The organism is Tomitella cavernea (genome assembly GCF_016599145.1).
GTDB classification, from domain to species: domain Bacteria; phylum Actinomycetota; class Actinomycetes; order Mycobacteriales; family Mycobacteriaceae; genus Tomitella; species Tomitella cavernae.
The window spans coordinates 1-15,465 of sequence record NZ_JAENKO010000019.1 but is presented as its reverse complement, the minus strand read 5'-3'; the positions used below and the strand labels follow the sequence as shown (position 1 = coordinate 15,465).

Below are 15,465 nucleotides of genomic sequence, written 5' to 3'. Positions count from 1 at the left end.
CGCGTCGGAGCCGGTGCAGACCACGATGACGTTGCATCCGGATGCCGTCCGCCCGCTGCTGGGCACGGCGGACCGCAATCTGCGGGTCCTCGAGGAGGGGCTTGAGGCGGATGTCCACGTGCGTGGCACGGATGTCACCTTGACCGGCACGGATCAGGCGGTGGCCCTGGCGCAGCGCGCCGTCTCCGAGCTGGTGCGCATCGGCCGTTCAGGCCAGCAGATCACCCCTGAGACCGTGCGGCGGACCGTCGGCATGCTCACCGAGGGCGCGCCGGAGTCGCCGGCGGAGGTCCTCAGCCTCGACATCCTGTCGCGGCGCGGCAAGACCATCCGCCCCAAGACGCTGGGGCAGAAGCGCTACGTCGACGCGATCGACGCGAACACCATCGTCTTCGGCATCGGCCCCGCAGGCACAGGAAAGACGTATCTGGCCATGGCGAAGGCCGTCAGTGCGCTGCAGTCCAAGCAGGTCAACCGCATAATCCTGACGCGGCCGGCCGTGGAGGCCGGCGAGCGGCTCGGATTCCTGCCGGGCACGCTCAATGAGAAGATCGACCCGTATCTGCGGCCGCTGTACGACGCGCTGCACGACATGATGGCGCCGGAGGCGATCCCCAAGCTCATGGAGGCCGGGATCATCGAGGTGGCCCCGCTGGCCTACATGCGCGGCCGCACGCTCAACGACGCCTTCATCATCCTCGACGAGGCGCAGAACACCACCGCCGAACAGATGAAGATGTTCCTGACCCGCCTGGGCTTCGGCTCCAAGGTGGTGGTGACCGGCGACGTGACGCAGGTGGACCTCCCCGGCGGCGCGCGCTCGGGCCTGCGGGCCGCCGAGCAGATCCTCGGCGACATCGACGACATCCACTTCACTCAGCTGACCAGCCAGGACGTGGTGCGTCACCGGCTGGTGTCGGACATCGTCGACGCCTACGAACGCTTCGAGAACGACGCGGCGGAGGGCGGCGTCGCCCACGCCGCCGATTTCGCCGGTAACGGGGCGCAGCGGCGGGCGGGCCAGGGGCGCCACGCCTCGCCGCGGCGGTGAGGCCCGCGTGGACGGCGGAGAACGGACAGTGACCGGTGGACGTCGGAAGAACAGGTGGACGTCAGAAGTGAGTAGCCGACGGTGAGTATCGAGGTGGCCAACGAGTCCGGCTGGGAGGTCGACGAGGCCGGGCTGATCGACGTGGCCGGCCATGCGCTGGCGCGCATGGACGTGCATCCCGCGGCGGAGCTGTCGATGACGATGGTGGACATCGCCACGATGGCGGACCTGCACGTGCGGTGGATGGACCTTCCCGGGCCCACCGATGTCATGTCGTTCCCCATGGACGAGATGACGCCGGGCGGGCGGCCCGACGCCACCGAGCCCGGCCCCGCGGTGCTGGGCGACATCGTCCTGTGCCCGGAGTTCGCCGACGGCCAGGCGCGCGAGGCCGGTCACCCGGTGGAGCACGAGCTGGCGCTGCTCACCGTGCACGGCGTCCTGCATCTGCTGGGCTACGACCACGCGGAGCCGGAGGAGGAGCGCGAGATGTTCGCGCTGCAGGCTGAGCTGCTGGCGGGCTGGTACCGCGAGCAGGAGGACTCCGCCCGCCGCGTCGCCCTGGCAGAACGGGACAGCAGGCTGTTGGGCCGCATGGGATTCCTGGCCGCCGACGGGACCGACGGCGGCACGGGGCCCGACGGCAAGGGTCCGGAAGACAGGGGTCCGGCCGGCGGCGCCGGGGCGCGGGGCCGGGCCTGAGGGTGGACGTCGACAGCATCGTCCTCGTCGTCTGCGTCATCGCGCTCATCCCGCTGGGCGGCGTGTTCACTGCGCTCGATGCCGCGATCATGTCCATCTCGCCGGCGCGCCTGGACGAGCTGGTCAAGGAGGAGCGCCCGGGCGCGGCGCGGCTGCGGCGGGTCGTGGCGGTCCGCCCCCGCTACATCAACCTGCTGGTGCTGCTGCGTATCGTCTGCGAGCTCGCGGCGACGGTCATGCTCGCGGCGGTGCTGATCGACGCATTGCCGCAGGTGTGGGCGTTGGTGACGGCGGCCGCGGTGATGGTGGTGCTCAGCTACGTCGTGATCGGCGTGGGTCCGCGCACTCTGGGCCGCCAGCACGCCTACGCCATCGCCCTGGCGTCGTCCTTGCCGCTGCAGTGGCTGGGCACGCTGCTGCACCCCGTCAGCCGGCTGTTGATCGTGCTCGGCAACGCCATCACCCCGGGCGGCGGGTTCCGGCAGGGGCCGTTCGCCACCGAGATCGAGCTGCGCGAGCTGGTGGACATGGCTCAGGAGCGCGGCGTGGTGGCGGACGAGGAGCGCCGCATGATCCAGTCGGTGTTCGACCTGGGCGACACGCCGGCGCGTGAGGTGATGGTGCCGCGCACGGAGATGGTGTGGATCGAGCAGTTCAAGTCGGCCGGCCAGGCGACCTCGCTGGCGGTGCGCAGCGGGCACTCGCGGATTCCGGTGATCGGCGACAGCGCCGACGACGTGCTGGGCGTCGTCTACCTCAAGGATCTGGTCACGCGCACCTATTACTCCGTGGACGGCGGCCGCAGCATCACGGTGGGCGAGCTCATGCGCCCCGCCGTCTTCGCCCCGGACTCCAAGCGGCTTGACGGACTGCTGGACGACATGCAGCGAACCCGCAACCACATGACGTTGCTGGTGGACGAGTACGGCGGGATCTCCGGGCTCGTCACCATCGAGGACGTGCTCGAGGAGATCGTCGGCGAGATCGCGGACGAATACGACCAGGCGGAGACCCCGCCGGTGACGGAGTTGGACGACGGGCGTTTCCGGGTGTCGGCGCGGCTGCCGTTGGACGACCTGGGCGAGCTGTTCGACATCGACCTCGACGACCCGGAGGTGGATACTGCGGGCGGGCTGCTGGCGCACGCGCTCGGCCGCGTCCCGCTGCCCGGTTCGACGGTGCGCACCGGCGGGCTGGTCCTCACCGCGGAGGGCGGCGCGGATCCGCGCGGGCGTATCCGGATCTCCACCGTGCTTGCCGCGCGGGACCCGGACGCCCACCCCGCCGAACACGTCGGCCGGGACAACGAGAACGGCGGCGACTGCCGCACCGAAGACACGACGGAGGGTCCAGGCGATGGGCGATGACGCTCGGCGGCACGGCGACGGCGCGGAGGAGTTCCGCTCGGGGTTCGTGTGCTTCGTGGGACGGCCGAACACAGGCAAATCGACGCTGACCAACGCGCTGGTGGGATCGAAGGTGGCGATCACCTCGAACCGCCCGCAGACCACCCGGCACACCATCCGCGGGATCGTCAACACCGCGGGCGCTCAGCTGGTCCTGGTGGACACCCCCGGATTGCACCGGCCGCGGACGCTGCTGGGCAAACGGCTCAACGACCTGGTGCACGAGACCTACGCCGAGGTGGACGTCATCGGCATGTGCGTGCCCGCCGACGAGAAGATCGGCCCCGGCGACCGCTGGATTCTCGAGCAGGTCCGCGCGTCCGCGCCGCGCACGCGCCTCATCGGCATCGTCACGAAGATCGACAAGGTGGGACGCGACCAGGTGGCTGCGCAGCTGGTGGCGCTGTCCGGGTTGCTCGGCGGCGACGCCGACGTGGTCCCCGTGTCCGCGTCCTCCGGCGAGCAGGTGGAGGTGCTGCGCGACGTGCTCGTCGGCGCCATGGAGCCGGGGCCCGCGTTCTATCCGGACGGCGAGCTCACCGACGAGCCCGAGACCACGCTGATGGCCGAGCTCATCCGGGAGGCCGCGCTCGAGGGCGTGCGCGACGAGCTGCCGCACTCGCTGGCGGTGGTGATCGAGGAGATCATCCCGCGGGAGGGCCGCCGGCCCGAGCAAGGTGAGCTGCTCGACGTTCACGCCATCCTCTATGTGGAGCGGCAGAGCCAGAAGGGCATCGTCATCGGGCGCGGCGGTGCGCGGCTACGCGAGGTGGGCACGGCCGCGCGGGCCCAGATCGAGGCCCTGCTGGGCACCAAGATCTACCTGGACCTGCACGTGAAGGTGGCCAAGGACTGGCAGCGTGATCCCAAGCAGCTCAGCCGGCTGGGGTTCTGACGCCGGGGCTTCCGACGCCGTGCCGGCTGACCGCGTGGCCACTCACGTGGTCAACAGCATCATGAGCGCCTCGCCCACGCGGCGCCCGGGTTCGCCGGTCGCGAGCCGCCGCAGCTGCAGACCGGTGATCATGCCGACGACGGCGGGGGCGAGTGCGTCCGGGTTCGGGAGGCCCAGCGCGGTCAGCACCGTCACTGCCAGGTCGTCGTAGGCGGCGAAGCACGCGGCGGCGGCGTCGCGCAGCGCGGGATCGCGTCCGGCCTGCACGTACAGCTCGAAGGAGGCGACCTGTTCGGCGGTGAAAGCCAGGCCCTCGGCCACCTCCGAGACCAGCGTCGTCGCCGTGGCGAGGTCCGGTGCCGCGCCGTCGGGGAAACGCCGGCGAGAGGTTTGCGCCAAGTCCGCCAGGCGGCGGGATTCCGCGTCGACGAACTGCAGCAGGGCGGCGCGCAGCATGTCGGTCCGGGTGGTGAAGTGGTACGTGATCGACCCGAGCGACACGCCGGCGTCCTCCGCGATCCGTCGGTTGGTGACCGCCGGGATCCCGGCGGCGCCGACGACGGCGAGTACCGCGGCGAGTATGCGGTCCCGGGCGGATGCGCCGGCGGGGCCGGCGACACTCACCACCAGCGGTCCGGGGCGGCGCGGTGCCACTGGAGTTCCGCCTCCAGCTGGGCGGCGACGCTCACAAGCAGAGGTTCGCTTCCGGTGTGGCCCATGAGCTGGGTCCCCAAGGGCAGTCCGTCGCCGGTGAATCCGGCGGGCACGTTCACCGCCGGCCAGCCGAGGACGTTCCAGGGCCAGGTCATCGGGCAGAAGGCGGTGATGGCCTTGTCGGTGTCCCAGCCGCCGAGGCCGTCGATGGCGTCCGCCGGGCGGGGCGGCGTGGCGGTGGTGGGGGCCAGCACCACGTCGACCCTGTCGAAGACCTTCCCGATGCGCCGGCGGATGCGCGGCTCGGCTTTGCGCGCGGCGGCCAGCGGCAGGCCGCCGAGGACGCGCCCGTTCCTGGCGTTGCCGAGCGTCCTCGGATCGAGGACGGTGGGGTCCGGGAACCGGCGGCGCCACTGCTCGAGGCCCGCCATCGAGCGGGGCAGGAAGTTCAGTCCCAGCAGGAGCCCGTAGCGCGGCCCGTCGAGCACCACGTCGTGCCCGAGCCGGACGAGCGCGTTGGCGACCCGCTCGGTCGCGGCCACGACGTCCGGGTCAAGGGTGACGGGGGTGGCGGTGAAGGGCGAGTCGAACGACAGCCCGATGCGCAGGCGGCCCGGGTCGCGGCCAACCCACTCGGAGGTGGACACCGGCGAAGGGCGGTGCCTGTCGCCGGGGTGGCCGCCGGACAGCGTGTCCAGCAGCAGGGCGGCATCGGCGACGGTGTGCGCCAGCGGCCCGATGACGGTGAGCCCGTGGAACTGTTCGGCTTCGGGGTGGGAGGGGATCCGGCCGCGTTGCGGTTTGATGCCCACGAGGTTGGTGCAGGCGGCGGGGATGCGCACCGACCCGGCGCCGTCCGACCCCATCGCCGCGGGCACGATGCCGGCGGCGACGGCGGCGGAGCTGCCGCCGGAGGACCCGCCCGGTGTGTGCGCGGGGCTCCACGGGTTGCGGGTGACCCCGAAGCGGCCGGTGGTGAACGGCCACTGGCCGAGCTCCGGCGAGTTGGTCTTGCCGACGATGATCGCGCCGGAGCCCTTGAGTCTGCGGACCATCTCCGCGTCGGCGGCCGCGGGGGCCCGGCCGGAGTCGTCGCAGCCGAACGCGGTGGGCAGCCCGGCGATGTCGACGTCGTCCTTCATCGCGACGGGGATGCCGAGCAGCGGGGCGTCCTCGCCGCGTGCGCGGCGGGCATCCGCGTCCGCCGCTTCGGCCAGCGCCTGCTCGCGCCGGAGATAGCGGAACGCGTTGAGAGTGGGCTGGGCTTGCTCGGCGGCGTCGAGCGCGCGGGTGACCAGGTCCACCGACGAGACGGTGCCGGCGGCGAGGGCGGCACCCAGATCGCCGATCGTCGGGGACCCTGCCCGGGCGGACACGCCGTCCGCCGAGGATGCGGTTGTTGCACGGGGTTCGGTCACAGCACCTCCGTCGATGGTCGTCTGCACTCGACGCTAGCACTGTTCGTTCGAACGAACGGTAGTCGGCGTCTCGGTGCGCACCGGGCGGCCTAGGATGGTCCGGTGGAGGTCGATCGGTGAGGCTGTACCGGGATCGAGCGGTGGTGCTGCGCCGGCACAAGCTGGGCGAGGCGGACCGCATCATCACGCTGCTCACGCGCGACCACGGCCTGGTGCGCGCGGTGGCCAAGGGGGTGCGACGCACCCGGTCGCGCTTCGGCGGGCGGCTCGAGCCGTTCGGGCACATCGACGTGCAGATCTATCCGGGGCGCAACCCCGGAAGCGGGCTCGCCACCGTCACACAGGTGCAGATCCTCGACGCGTTCACCGACCCCATCGTGGCCGACTACGCCCTCTACACCACGGCCTCGGCGGTGCTGGAGACCTCCGAGCGGCTGGCGGGGGAGGAGCACGCCCCGGTCCGCGACCAGTACCTCCTCGCCGTCGGCGCGCTGCGGGCGCTGGCTGCGGCCCGCCGGCCGGCCGGGCTGATCCTCGACTCGTACCTGCTGCGCGCGATGTCCGTCGCAGGGTGGGCGCCGGCGCTCACCGGGTGCGCCCGGTGCGGGCAGGACGGGCCGCACCGGGCCTTCCACGTCGCGGCCGGCGGTGCGGTGTGCGTGCACTGCCGCCCTCCCGGCTCGGCCACCCCTGCGGAGGGGGTGCTCGAACTCATGCTGGCGCTCGAGCGTGGCGTCTGGGACGTCGCCGAGGGCGCCCCCGCGAAGGCCCGCTCCCAGGCCAGCGGTCTGGTCGCCGCCCATCTGCAATGGCACCTGGAGCGTCAGCTGCGGACATTGCCGATGATCGAGCGGGGCGCGCCGCACCCGGCGCGGGGCGGGGCGGACGTGCGCGCGGGCGCGGTGTCAGGGCAGGATGAGGTGCGTGATCCAGCGACGACGAACGCGGCGGACGGGCGCTGAGACGGCCGCCGCGGGTCCGGGCCCTGCCGCGGCGCCACGGCCACCGGACCCGCACCCCTCCGGCGCGACGCCGCCCGACATCCCCGCCGCGCTCGTGCCCCGCCACGTCGCTTTGGTGATGGACGGCAACGGGCGGTGGGCGCGGGAGCGCGGCCTGCCGCGCACAGCCGGGCACGAGCGCGGCGAGGCGGTCCTGATGGACACGGTGTGCGGGTGCATCGAAATGGGTGTGTCGCACCTGTCCGCCTATGCCTTCTCCACGGAGAACTGGAAGCGAAGCCCGGAGGAGGTCCGCTTCCTGATGGGCTTCAACCGCGACGTCATCCGCCGGCGCCGCGACGAGATGAACGAGATGGGTGTGCGCGTGCGCTGGGCCGGGCGCAGACCCCGGTTGTGGAAGTCGGTGATCACCGAGCTCGAGGCCGCTGAGGAGCTCACCGCGGGCAACTCCGTGATGACCCTGACCATGTGCGTCAACTACGGCGGGCGTGCCGAGATCGCGGACGCGGCCCAAGCCTTGGCACGCGAGGCGGCGGCAGGGCGCATCGACCCGGAGAAGATCACAGAGAAGACGTTCGCGCGGTACCTGGACGAGCCGGACATGCCCGACGTGGACCTGTTCCTGCGGCCGTCCGGCGAGCTGCGGACGTCCAACTTCCTGCCCTGGCAGTCCGCCTACGCCGAGCTGGTCTTCCAGGACACGCTCTTCCCCGATTTCGACAGGCGCGACCTGTGGTCTGCCTGCCTCGAATACGCGCGGCGCGACCGCCGGTTCGGGGGTGTCAAGTGAGCCGCCTGCCAGGCGACCCCGAGGACGGCGCCGACGAGGGTGCCCACGTGGACGCGGTCGCACGGCTGCGCGGACGGGTTGCGCGCGGGCTGTTGGCCCTCGCGGACGACGAGGTGCAGTCGCCGGCGAAGGGGTCGAACGGCGACGGCTCGGTGAGCTTCCACTTCGGTGGCGCTCCGTGCGCAGTGCACGTGGCGCAGATCGCCGACGGGCTCGAGATGGTCTCGGTGACCTGCGTCGTCGCCTGGGACGTCCCTGGTGACGATCGGCTCGGCGGGTTGCTGGCCTCGGCGCGCGAACGCGCGCAGTTCGGCTCGATCCGCACCGTGCGCCAGGGCGGGAAGGCCACCGCCGATGTGGTTTTGCAGTACGCGTTCCCCGGTTCCGGCCTAGACGACGAGCCGCTGCGGACGATGCTTCTGCTGGTGCTCGGCGGGGTGGCGGAGGCGCGTGCGGTGTTCGCGGCGCTGGAGGAATAGCCGGGGCGCTCCGCCGGCGACGGGGGACTCCCGGTGGAATCCCCATCGTGGGCGTACCGCGGTGTGCAACAATCCGTCCGGTAGTTCGAGCGTGTGAGAGGCCGTGGTGCATAGAGAGTTACGCGACGTGGCCCAGGCGGTGTCCACCTGCACCCTGCCGGAGCCGGTGCGGATCGACGGTCTCGTCGCAGCCGCGCACCGGCGGTACCTTCCACTCGCGGACGGGGCCGTGGCCGACTGCATTCCGATGCTCGCCGCGGCCGATCCCGATCTGTTCGCCGTCGCCGTCACCGAGACCGACGGCGAAGTCCACGAGGTCGGCGACGTCGGCGCCCCGTTCACGATCCAGTCGATCTCCACGCCGTTCGTCTTCGCGCTCGCCTGCGAGGCGCACGGGCACATGGTTGTGCGCGAGCAGGTCGGCGTCGACAACACGGGGCTTCCGTTCGGCTCGGTGATCGCGGTCGAACTGGGCGATGGGCACCCGCGCCATTGCGCAGCTGCTGGAGAGTCACGGTCGCATCGCAGTGGACCCCGTCACGTTCGTGGACGTCTACGCGCGGCAGTGCTCGGCGCGCGTCACCGCGCATGATGCGGCGGGGGGACGACCGAGGGAAGGACGGCACAGTATGAGCACGTCGACCGCAGTACCGGAGGACATTGCAGAACGTGCTCCGTGGACGCCGATGATCGGCCTGTTCCTTGCGCAGATGCTCATGTCGTTCAACGTGGCCGTGCTGCCGGTCTCTTTGGGCGGGATGGTCGAGTCGTTCGGCGCGTCGCCGACCACGGTGGCGGGCACGATCGTCGTCTACGGGCTCGTGGTGGCCGCACTGGTGATGGTGGGCGCCAAGACCGGTCAGCGTCTGGGCTGGCTGCGAGTGTTCCGCGCGGTGATCGTGTTGTTCGCCGTGTCGTCGGTGATCATGCTCGTCGCGCCCAGCGTCGGGTGGGCGATCGTGGGCCAGGGCCTCGCGGGGGCCTCGGCGGCGATCATCGTGCCCGCGCTGGTGGCGCTCATCGCGGAGAACTACCGCGGGAGCCAGCAGGCCACGGCGGTCGGTTCGCTCGGGTCCGCGCGCGCGTTGTCCGGCGTGAGCGCATTCCTCATCGGCGGCGCGCTCGCCAGCACCGTCGGCTGGCGCCCGTCGTTCGCTATCGTGCTGGGCATCGCCGTCGTCGTCTTCCTGCTCAGTTTCACGCTGCGCGGCGATGAGGGCGATGCGGGAATCGACATCGACTTCGTCGCCGCGGCGCTCATCGGCGCGTCGATCGTGCTCATCACCGTCGGATTCCAGAACCTCAATGCGTGGGGCGTGTGGTTCGCGTCGCCGGACGCGCCGTTCGACGTCGTCGGCGTGTCGCCCGCCCCGCTGCTGGTGCTCATCGGGCTCATCGTCGGCCAAGGATTCTTCCTGTGGACGCGCGCGCGGGTGCGGGCGGGAAAGACCCCGCTGGTGGACCTGTCGGTGCTGGGCTCGTCCGGTGAGCGCGCCGCCGTTTACGCGATGTTCATCGTCGTTGCCATTGAGGCCGCACTCAACTTCACTGTGCCGCTGTACATCCAGATCGTGCAGGGGCGCAGCGCGTTCGACACGTCACTGGCGATGCTGCCGTTCAACCTCACCGTCTTCATCACCGCCACGCTGGTCGTGCGCTTCTACAAGCGGTTCAGCCCGCGCGTGATCGGCGTGGCGTCGTTCGTCCTCACCACCGCGGCGCTGGTGTGGCTGGCATACGTGGTGAGCAACAACTGGGAGACCGCGCCGACGATCATCGGCCTGATCGTGTTCGGCATCGGCCAGGGCGCCCTGGTGACGCTCGTGTTCAACGTGCTCGTCACGAGCGCCCCCAAGGAGCTCGCGGGCGACGTCGGCTCCATCCGCGGCACCACGCAGAACCTCGCCTCGGCGGTGGGGACGGCGGTCATCGGCGCCATCCTGGTGTCGCTGCTGTCGATCGGCATCGGTAACGCTGTCGCGCATCAGACGGGTGTTCCCGATTCACTCGTGGCGCAGGTGGACCTGGACAAGGTCGACTTCGTCCGCAACGACCAGCTGCGCGAGCACCTGGCATCGACCACCGACGCCTCGCCGCAGCAGATCGACCGAGCTGTGGAGGTGAACGAGGACGTGCGGCTGCGGACGCTCAAGTTCGGGCTGCTGGTGCTCGCCATCCTCAGCGCCACCGCGATCCTGCCGGCGTCGCGCCTGCCGCGGTACCGGCCGCACGAGATTCCTGATCCTGCGGGCGCAGGGGAGTGACCCGGCCGATGCTGTGATCCCGCCGGTGCGCGGGTCAGCCGGCGCCAGCGCACTCGGAGCAGACACCGAACACCTCCAGGGTGTGCCCCGGCTCGGTGAATCCGTGTTCGGCGGCCACCGTGCGTGTCCACGCCTCCACAGTGGGGCCGTCGATCTCCACGGTGTAGCCGCAGCGCCGGCACACCAGGTGGTGGTGGTGCCCGGACGAGCAACGGCGGTAGACGGATTCGCCGGTGTCGGTGCGCAGCACGTCGACCTCGCCGGAGTCGACCAGCGACTGCATCGTTCGGTACACGGTGGTCAGCGAGATCGCCGCGCCGCGGCGCCGCAGCTCGTCGTGCAGATCCTGCGCGGACCGGAAGTCCGTGATCTCCTCGAGCATCGCGGTGATCGCGCTGCGCTGCTTAGTGGCCCGCACGCCGACGGCGGGGCGGCCGGCGGTGGTCACGATGCGCCCCCGTCCTCGGCGTCCACCGGCTGCGATTGCAGCTCGTCGGCGTGCTCGAGCGCGTCGGTCACGATGTGCGCGAGGTGCTCGTCCATCAGGTGGTAGCGCACTTCCCGGCCGGCGCGTTCGCCCGTGACCACGCCCGACGACTTCAGTACGCGCAGGTGCTGGCTCACGAGTGGCTGCGGCAGCCCGAGCGCGTCGACAAGATCGTGGACGCAGCAATCGTTCTCGCGCAGCCGCAGGACGATGGCCATCCTGGCTGGTGCGGACAGCGCACGGAGCAGGGCACCGGCCGCATCGAGCAGCGCCGCATCCGGAGCCTCGGCCGACCGTCGGTGGTCGGTGCGGCCCGGGTCGTGCCGAGGGGGTCGGTCGTCGTGCAACTGCGCTGTCGTCATGCAAATCATTCTCATATGCATTCTCATGCATGTCAATGCGAGGGTGTCCTGCGGCGGGTGGTATCCGTAGGCTGCGGCGCCACCCGATAGGCTGAGCGGGTGTCGCGAGCGCGCTCGCGCCGCGGCCCCGCACCTCTAAGCTCACCCCGATTGGCAGGTAAGTCAGTGGCAGGCAAGTCCAACCGTATCGACACCGTCGTCAACCTGGCCAAGCGTCGCGGCCTGGTGTTCCCGAGCGGCGAGATCTACGGCGGAACCCGCTCTGCCTGGGACTACGGCCCCCTGGGCGTCGAGCTCAAGGAGAACATCAAGCGTCAGTGGTGGCGGAGCATGATCACCGGCCGCGACGACACGGTCGGAATCGACTCGTCGGTGATCCTGCCGCGCCCGGTGTGGGTCGCCTCCGGTCACCTCGCGGTGTTCAACGATCCGCTCGTGGAGTGCCTCAACTGCCACAAGCGGCACCGGCAGGACCACCTGCAGGAGGCGTACGCCGCCAAGCACGGGATCGACGACCCGGACACCGTGGCCATGGACCTGCTCGGCTGCCCGGACTGCGGCACAAAGGGGCAGTGGACGGAACCGCGCGACTTCAACATGATGCTCAAGACCTTCCTCGGGCCGGTGGAGAGCGAGGAAGGGCTGCACTACCTGCGCCCGGAGACCGCCCAGGGGATCTTCGTCAACTTCGCGAACGTGCTCAACACGGCGCGCAAGAAGCCGCCGTTCGGGATCGGCCAGATCGGCAAGAGCTTCCGCAACGAGATCACGCCTGGCAACTTCATCTTCCGCACACGCGAGTTCGAGCAGATGGAGATGGAGTTCTTCGTCAAGCCCGGCGAGGACGAGACCTGGCACAAGTACTGGATCGACCAGCGGTTCGCCTGGTACACCGATCTCGGCATCAACAAGGACAACCTCCGGCTCTACGAGCACCCGGCCGAGAAGCTCTCGCACTATTCCAAGAGCACCATCGACATCGAGTACCGGTTCGAGTTCGCCGGCAGTGAGTGGGGCGAGCTCGAGGGCGTCGCCAACCGGACGGACTTCGACCTCTCGACGCACAGCGAGCACTCGGGTGCGGACCTGAGCTTCTACGACCAGGCGGCCGGCGAGCGCTACACGCCGTACGTCATCGAGCCGGCGGCAGGGCTGGGCAGGTCGCTGATGGCCTTCCTCGTCGACGCGTACACGGAGGACGAGGCGCCCAACGCCAAGGGCGGGGTGGACAAGCGCACGGTGCTGCGACTGGACCGCAGGCTCGCGCCGGTGAAGGCCGCGGTGCTGCCGCTGAGCCGCAACGCGGATCTCACGCCCAAGGCGAAGGACCTCGCGCGGCAGCTGCGCCGCAACTGGAACGTCGACTTCGACGATGCGGGGGCCATCGGCCGCCGCTACCGCCGCCAGGACGAGGTGGGCACACCGTTCTGCATCACAGTCGACTTCGACACGCTCGAAGACCAGGCTGTGACCATCCGCGAGCGTGATTCGATGGCGCAGGAGCGCATCGCGCTGGACCAGGTGGAGGGCTATCTGGCCCAGCGTCTCATCGGCTGCTGAGGCGGGTGCCGCCCGCCTGCTCCAGGTGGGCGGCGCGAGGCATCGGCGCCTGCAGGAACCTGTCGATCACGGTGGCCGCATGCAGGTGCCGCAGGCCGTGCGGTCGCGTCGGGTCGTGCCCGGTGAGCTTGGCGATGCGCTTGAGCCGATGGTCGACGGTGTTCGGGTGCAGGCCCAGAGCGGTGGCGGTGCGCCTCCGGTCCAGATTGTTGCCGATGTGCACGCCCAGCGTCTCTATCAGCCCCGCATTGGCGGTGAGCGGATCGAGCGCGGCCGCGAGCCGGTCGCGGCCCGGCCCCGGGCGGGTGAGCTGGTACTCCACCGCGAGGTCGCCGAACGTGTAGACGCCGGCCGGGTATCGCAGACGGGTGACGATCCGTGCGAGCTCCCGGGTGTCCTCCGCCGCACGGGGGATCTTGGCCGTCGCCACCGTGTCGGTCACCGCGGTGATCTCCGCTCCCAGGACGGTGCCGATCTCGCGCAGCACATCGCGCAGCGCATCGACGGGCGCCTGTGCGAGTAGCAGCCCTCGGTGGGGGGCGGGCGCGATGAGCGTCCCGGGGAACGCCGCGGCGAGCTGGCGGCCGGCCTCGTCGAGATCGTGACCGGCCTTGATCGCGAGATGTGGCGGGACTGTCCCAGGACCATTCACGCGCGTGCGCGGCGGCCCGGTCATCGCGGGCGTGGCGGTGTCCGCCGACGACCACGGATCCACCACCAGCCGCGCTACGAGGTAGCCACGGGGAACGTCCTCCGCCGGCGCCCGCCCCGCCAGCAGCGCCTCCGCAAGCGACGACGCAGTGTCGGGGCCGCCGGTGCGGCGTGCGGCATTGATGTAGCAGAGAGGGATCGTGGTGTGGATGTGCTGGGCGAAGGCGAAGATGCGGTCGTTGATCTCGCGCAGGTCTTCGTTGTCGTGAGCGTCCGCCGGGGCGAGGACGGTGGAGCGGAGCTTGCCGACGGTCTCATCGGTCAGCGCCATCATGGCGCTGAGGGGGACGCCCACCAGCGCCTTCTCTGCGATCAGCGTGAAAATCCCGGAGAGTTCGTCCTCCGTGGGCAGCGGGCCGCCGTCGAGCAGGCGCGCGGCCAGGCGGAACCCGGCGGCCAGCGAGCGGACGATGTCCGCGTGCACGTCCGCCATCCGGTAGAGGCGGTAGTCGGTGCTGGTGGTGGCGTGGTGCTGCAGAACCTCCTCGGCCAGTGCGGTGGAGTCCGCCAGCGCATGCGAGGCGGGCCTGCCGTTGAGCATCATGGTGCGGCCGCGGTCCATCGCGGTTCGTGTCATCTCGACCCCCCGTGGTCGGTAGTCCGTGAGACTTCTCCGCGACGCCGGCGGCACTGCGACGCGCCCGGTACCAGCAAGGCCTTCCGGTGGCCCGGAACGGTATGCATCGTCACGGGTTGCGCGAACGTTACGAGAAGTGACTCACATCACAATATCGAGACCATTGTATAGGACATTCGTCCTGATGGCCAGAACGTGTTCTCGTCCTTGCATATGCACCACGGTGCTGGCCGGGCAAGCCCCGCTGTGAGCCGTCACATCGTGTTTTAAGAGATATCTGAACGATCGTCCGTGGGGCTTACGCTGCTACCGGGCAGGCGGATAGAACTGATCGCGGTGCCAAGCACCACGACACATTTCCGCTACGAAAGGCAACAACGTGAACAACGGCCAGAACAACGGTGTCATCGCTGTCATGCTCGAGACCCTGCTCCAGCTCTTCAACGCCGGCAGCAGCGGAACGGGTTCGCAGGACGGCGGCGGCCTGTTCGCCAGCTGACCTCCGCTCCCGAGCGGAAGCGCCGGGCCGGGGCAGCGCGTCGTCGCCGGATTCGCAGTTCTCCGACGACCGCCCGCCCGGCCCGGCGCCCGCCTCACACAGTTCAGGAGTATCCGTGATCAACGGCCCTACCAGCGGCGCGATCGCCGCGGTCTCGAACGTCATCCTTCAGCTGTTCAACATGGGAAGCAGCTCGGTGGGCAACGGCAACGCCGTGACCACTCCGGGGGATACCGGCCCGGTCGACGGCGGCACTCCGGCAGGCCTCGTCTAGAGCCGCGTGGCCTCCCGGCCCGGGCCGCCGCCGGTCTCCCGGCACCGCACCCGGCCCCCGCTGCACCACCAGTCACACCACAAGAAAGCAGGACACCGTGCCCAACAACGTCGTCTCGGGGGACACGCCGGTCACCATCAACGTGATCTTCCAACTCTTCAGCGCCGGCAGCAGTACCGCGCTCGCGCAGTCGGGGCTCGGCAGCACCGATCTCGGGCTGGGCAGCTCCGGCTTGGGCAGCTCGGGGTTGTTCGACTCGATTTCCGGGCTGAGCTGACCGCGCGGCGCGTCCGCGTGTCAGGCCGGCCGCTTCCGCGCCGTCCGGCCGCCGCCCCCGCCGGCTTCGTCGCCGGCGGGGGCGGCGCCGTGCGTCG

Annotated in this window: 17 protein-coding genes; 12 read left to right on the top strand and 5 right to left on the bottom strand. The window is 70.6% G+C overall.

Annotated features, from left to right (window positions below; genetic code table 11):
• The first annotated feature begins 25 nt into the window (after window positions 1-25).
• The 4 genes from JJ683_RS08370 to era all read left to right on the top strand — a co-directional run bounded on the left by JJ683_RS08370 (window position 26) and on the right by era (window position 4,054).
• Entirely contained in the window at window positions 26-1,051 is a 1,026-nt protein-coding gene (locus JJ683_RS08370) for a PhoH family protein (protein ID WP_200173128.1), read from the top strand.
• Between the two features lie 81 nt (window positions 1,052-1,132).
• On the top strand, window positions 1,133-1,753 hold the full coding sequence (ybeY, locus tag JJ683_RS08365) for an rRNA maturation RNase YbeY (RefSeq protein ID WP_200173044.1): 621 nt from the start codon (window positions 1,133-1,135) through the stop codon (window positions 1,751-1,753).
• Window positions 1,754-1,755: 2 nt separating this feature from the next.
• Window positions 1,756-3,120: a hemolysin family protein gene (locus JJ683_RS08360; RefSeq protein WP_200173042.1), complete on the top strand. Its 1,365-nt coding sequence runs from the start codon at window positions 1,756-1,758 to the stop codon at window positions 3,118-3,120.
• Window positions 3,110-4,054 (top strand): GTPase Era, encoded by a 945-nt coding sequence (era, locus tag JJ683_RS08355; RefSeq protein WP_200173040.1) that lies wholly within the window; start codon window positions 3,110-3,112, stop codon window positions 4,052-4,054. Before JJ683_RS08360 ends, era begins: the two co-directional genes overlap by 11 nt.
• A 42-nt stretch (window positions 4,055-4,096) precedes the next feature.
• Here the strand turns inward: era and JJ683_RS08350 are convergent, their stop codons facing one another.
• Window positions 4,097-4,708, bottom strand: coding sequence for a TetR/AcrR family transcriptional regulator (locus JJ683_RS08350; RefSeq protein WP_372435271.1), 612 nt, complete (start codon window positions 4,706-4,708; stop codon window positions 4,097-4,099).
• Window positions 4,675-6,126 (bottom strand): amidase, encoded by a 1,452-nt coding sequence (locus JJ683_RS08345; RefSeq protein ID WP_200173038.1) that lies wholly within the window; start codon window positions 6,124-6,126, stop codon window positions 4,675-4,677. The genes JJ683_RS08350 and JJ683_RS08345 overlap by 34 nt, the downstream gene beginning before the upstream one ends.
• Window positions 6,127-6,242: 116 nt before the next feature.
• Here JJ683_RS08345 and recO point away from each other — a divergent pair, with 116 nt between their 5' ends.
• From recO to JJ683_RS08320, 5 genes are all read left to right on the top strand, one after another.
• Window positions 6,243-7,088 (top strand): DNA repair protein RecO, encoded by an 846-nt coding sequence (gene recO, locus JJ683_RS08340; RefSeq protein ID WP_200173036.1) that lies wholly within the window; start codon window positions 6,243-6,245, stop codon window positions 7,086-7,088.
• Window positions 7,042-7,878, top strand: a complete 837-nt coding sequence (locus JJ683_RS08335; protein ID WP_200173034.1) for an isoprenyl transferase — start codon at window positions 7,042-7,044, stop codon at window positions 7,876-7,878. The genes recO and JJ683_RS08335 overlap by 47 nt, the downstream gene beginning before the upstream one ends.
• Complete coding sequence (locus JJ683_RS08330; RefSeq protein WP_200173032.1) at window positions 7,875-8,357, top strand: hypothetical protein; 483 nt, start codon at window positions 7,875-7,877, stop codon at window positions 8,355-8,357. The genes JJ683_RS08335 and JJ683_RS08330 overlap by 4 nt, the downstream gene beginning before the upstream one ends.
• Window positions 8,358-8,484: 127 nt before the next feature.
• On the top strand, window positions 8,485-8,949 hold the full coding sequence (locus JJ683_RS08325) for a glutaminase (protein WP_307810768.1): 465 nt from the start codon (window positions 8,485-8,487) through the stop codon (window positions 8,947-8,949).
• A gap of 37 nt (window positions 8,950-8,986) precedes the next feature.
• Window positions 8,987-10,621 carry an MFS transporter gene (locus JJ683_RS08320; protein WP_200173029.1) on the top strand — a complete coding sequence of 545 codons (1,635 nt, stop codon included), beginning with the start codon at window positions 8,987-8,989 and terminating at the stop codon, window positions 10,619-10,621.
• A 34-nt stretch (window positions 10,622-10,655) separates the two neighbouring features.
• Here JJ683_RS08320 and JJ683_RS08315 read toward each other — a convergent pair whose 3' ends face one another.
• Both JJ683_RS08315 and JJ683_RS08310 read right to left on the bottom strand, forming a co-directional pair.
• Window positions 10,656-11,069: a Fur family transcriptional regulator gene (locus tag JJ683_RS08315; RefSeq protein ID WP_182346877.1), complete on the bottom strand. Its 414-nt coding sequence runs from the start codon at window positions 11,067-11,069 to the stop codon at window positions 10,656-10,658.
• Window positions 11,066-11,470: an ArsR/SmtB family transcription factor gene (locus JJ683_RS08310; RefSeq protein WP_182346878.1), complete on the bottom strand. Its 405-nt coding sequence runs from the start codon at window positions 11,468-11,470 to the stop codon at window positions 11,066-11,068. The genes JJ683_RS08315 and JJ683_RS08310 overlap by 4 nt, the downstream gene beginning before the upstream one ends.
• Before the next feature lie 150 nt (window positions 11,471-11,620).
• Here JJ683_RS08310 and JJ683_RS08305 point away from each other — a divergent pair, with 150 nt between their 5' ends.
• On the top strand, window positions 11,621-13,030 hold the full coding sequence (locus JJ683_RS08305; protein ID WP_207280069.1) for a glycine--tRNA ligase: 1,410 nt from the start codon (window positions 11,621-11,623) through the stop codon (window positions 13,028-13,030).
• On the opposite strand, the gene JJ683_RS08300 is transcribed toward JJ683_RS08305, so the two are convergent.
• A complete protein-coding gene (locus JJ683_RS08300; RefSeq protein WP_200173027.1) occupies window positions 13,017-14,318 on the bottom strand; it encodes a PucR family transcriptional regulator in 1,302 nt (433 codons plus the stop codon). The two genes, JJ683_RS08305 and JJ683_RS08300, sit on opposite strands and share 14 nt — an antisense overlap.
• Before the next feature lie 614 nt (window positions 14,319-14,932).
• Here JJ683_RS08300 and JJ683_RS08295 point away from each other — a divergent pair.
• A complete protein-coding gene (locus JJ683_RS08295; RefSeq protein WP_200173025.1) occupies window positions 14,933-15,091 on the top strand; it encodes a hypothetical protein in 159 nt (52 codons plus the stop codon).
• A gap of 97 nt (window positions 15,092-15,188) precedes the next feature.
• Window positions 15,189-15,368: a hypothetical protein gene (locus JJ683_RS08290; RefSeq protein WP_182346882.1), complete on the top strand. Its 180-nt coding sequence runs from the start codon at window positions 15,189-15,191 to the stop codon at window positions 15,366-15,368.
• Window positions 15,369-15,465: the final 97 nt, after the last annotated feature.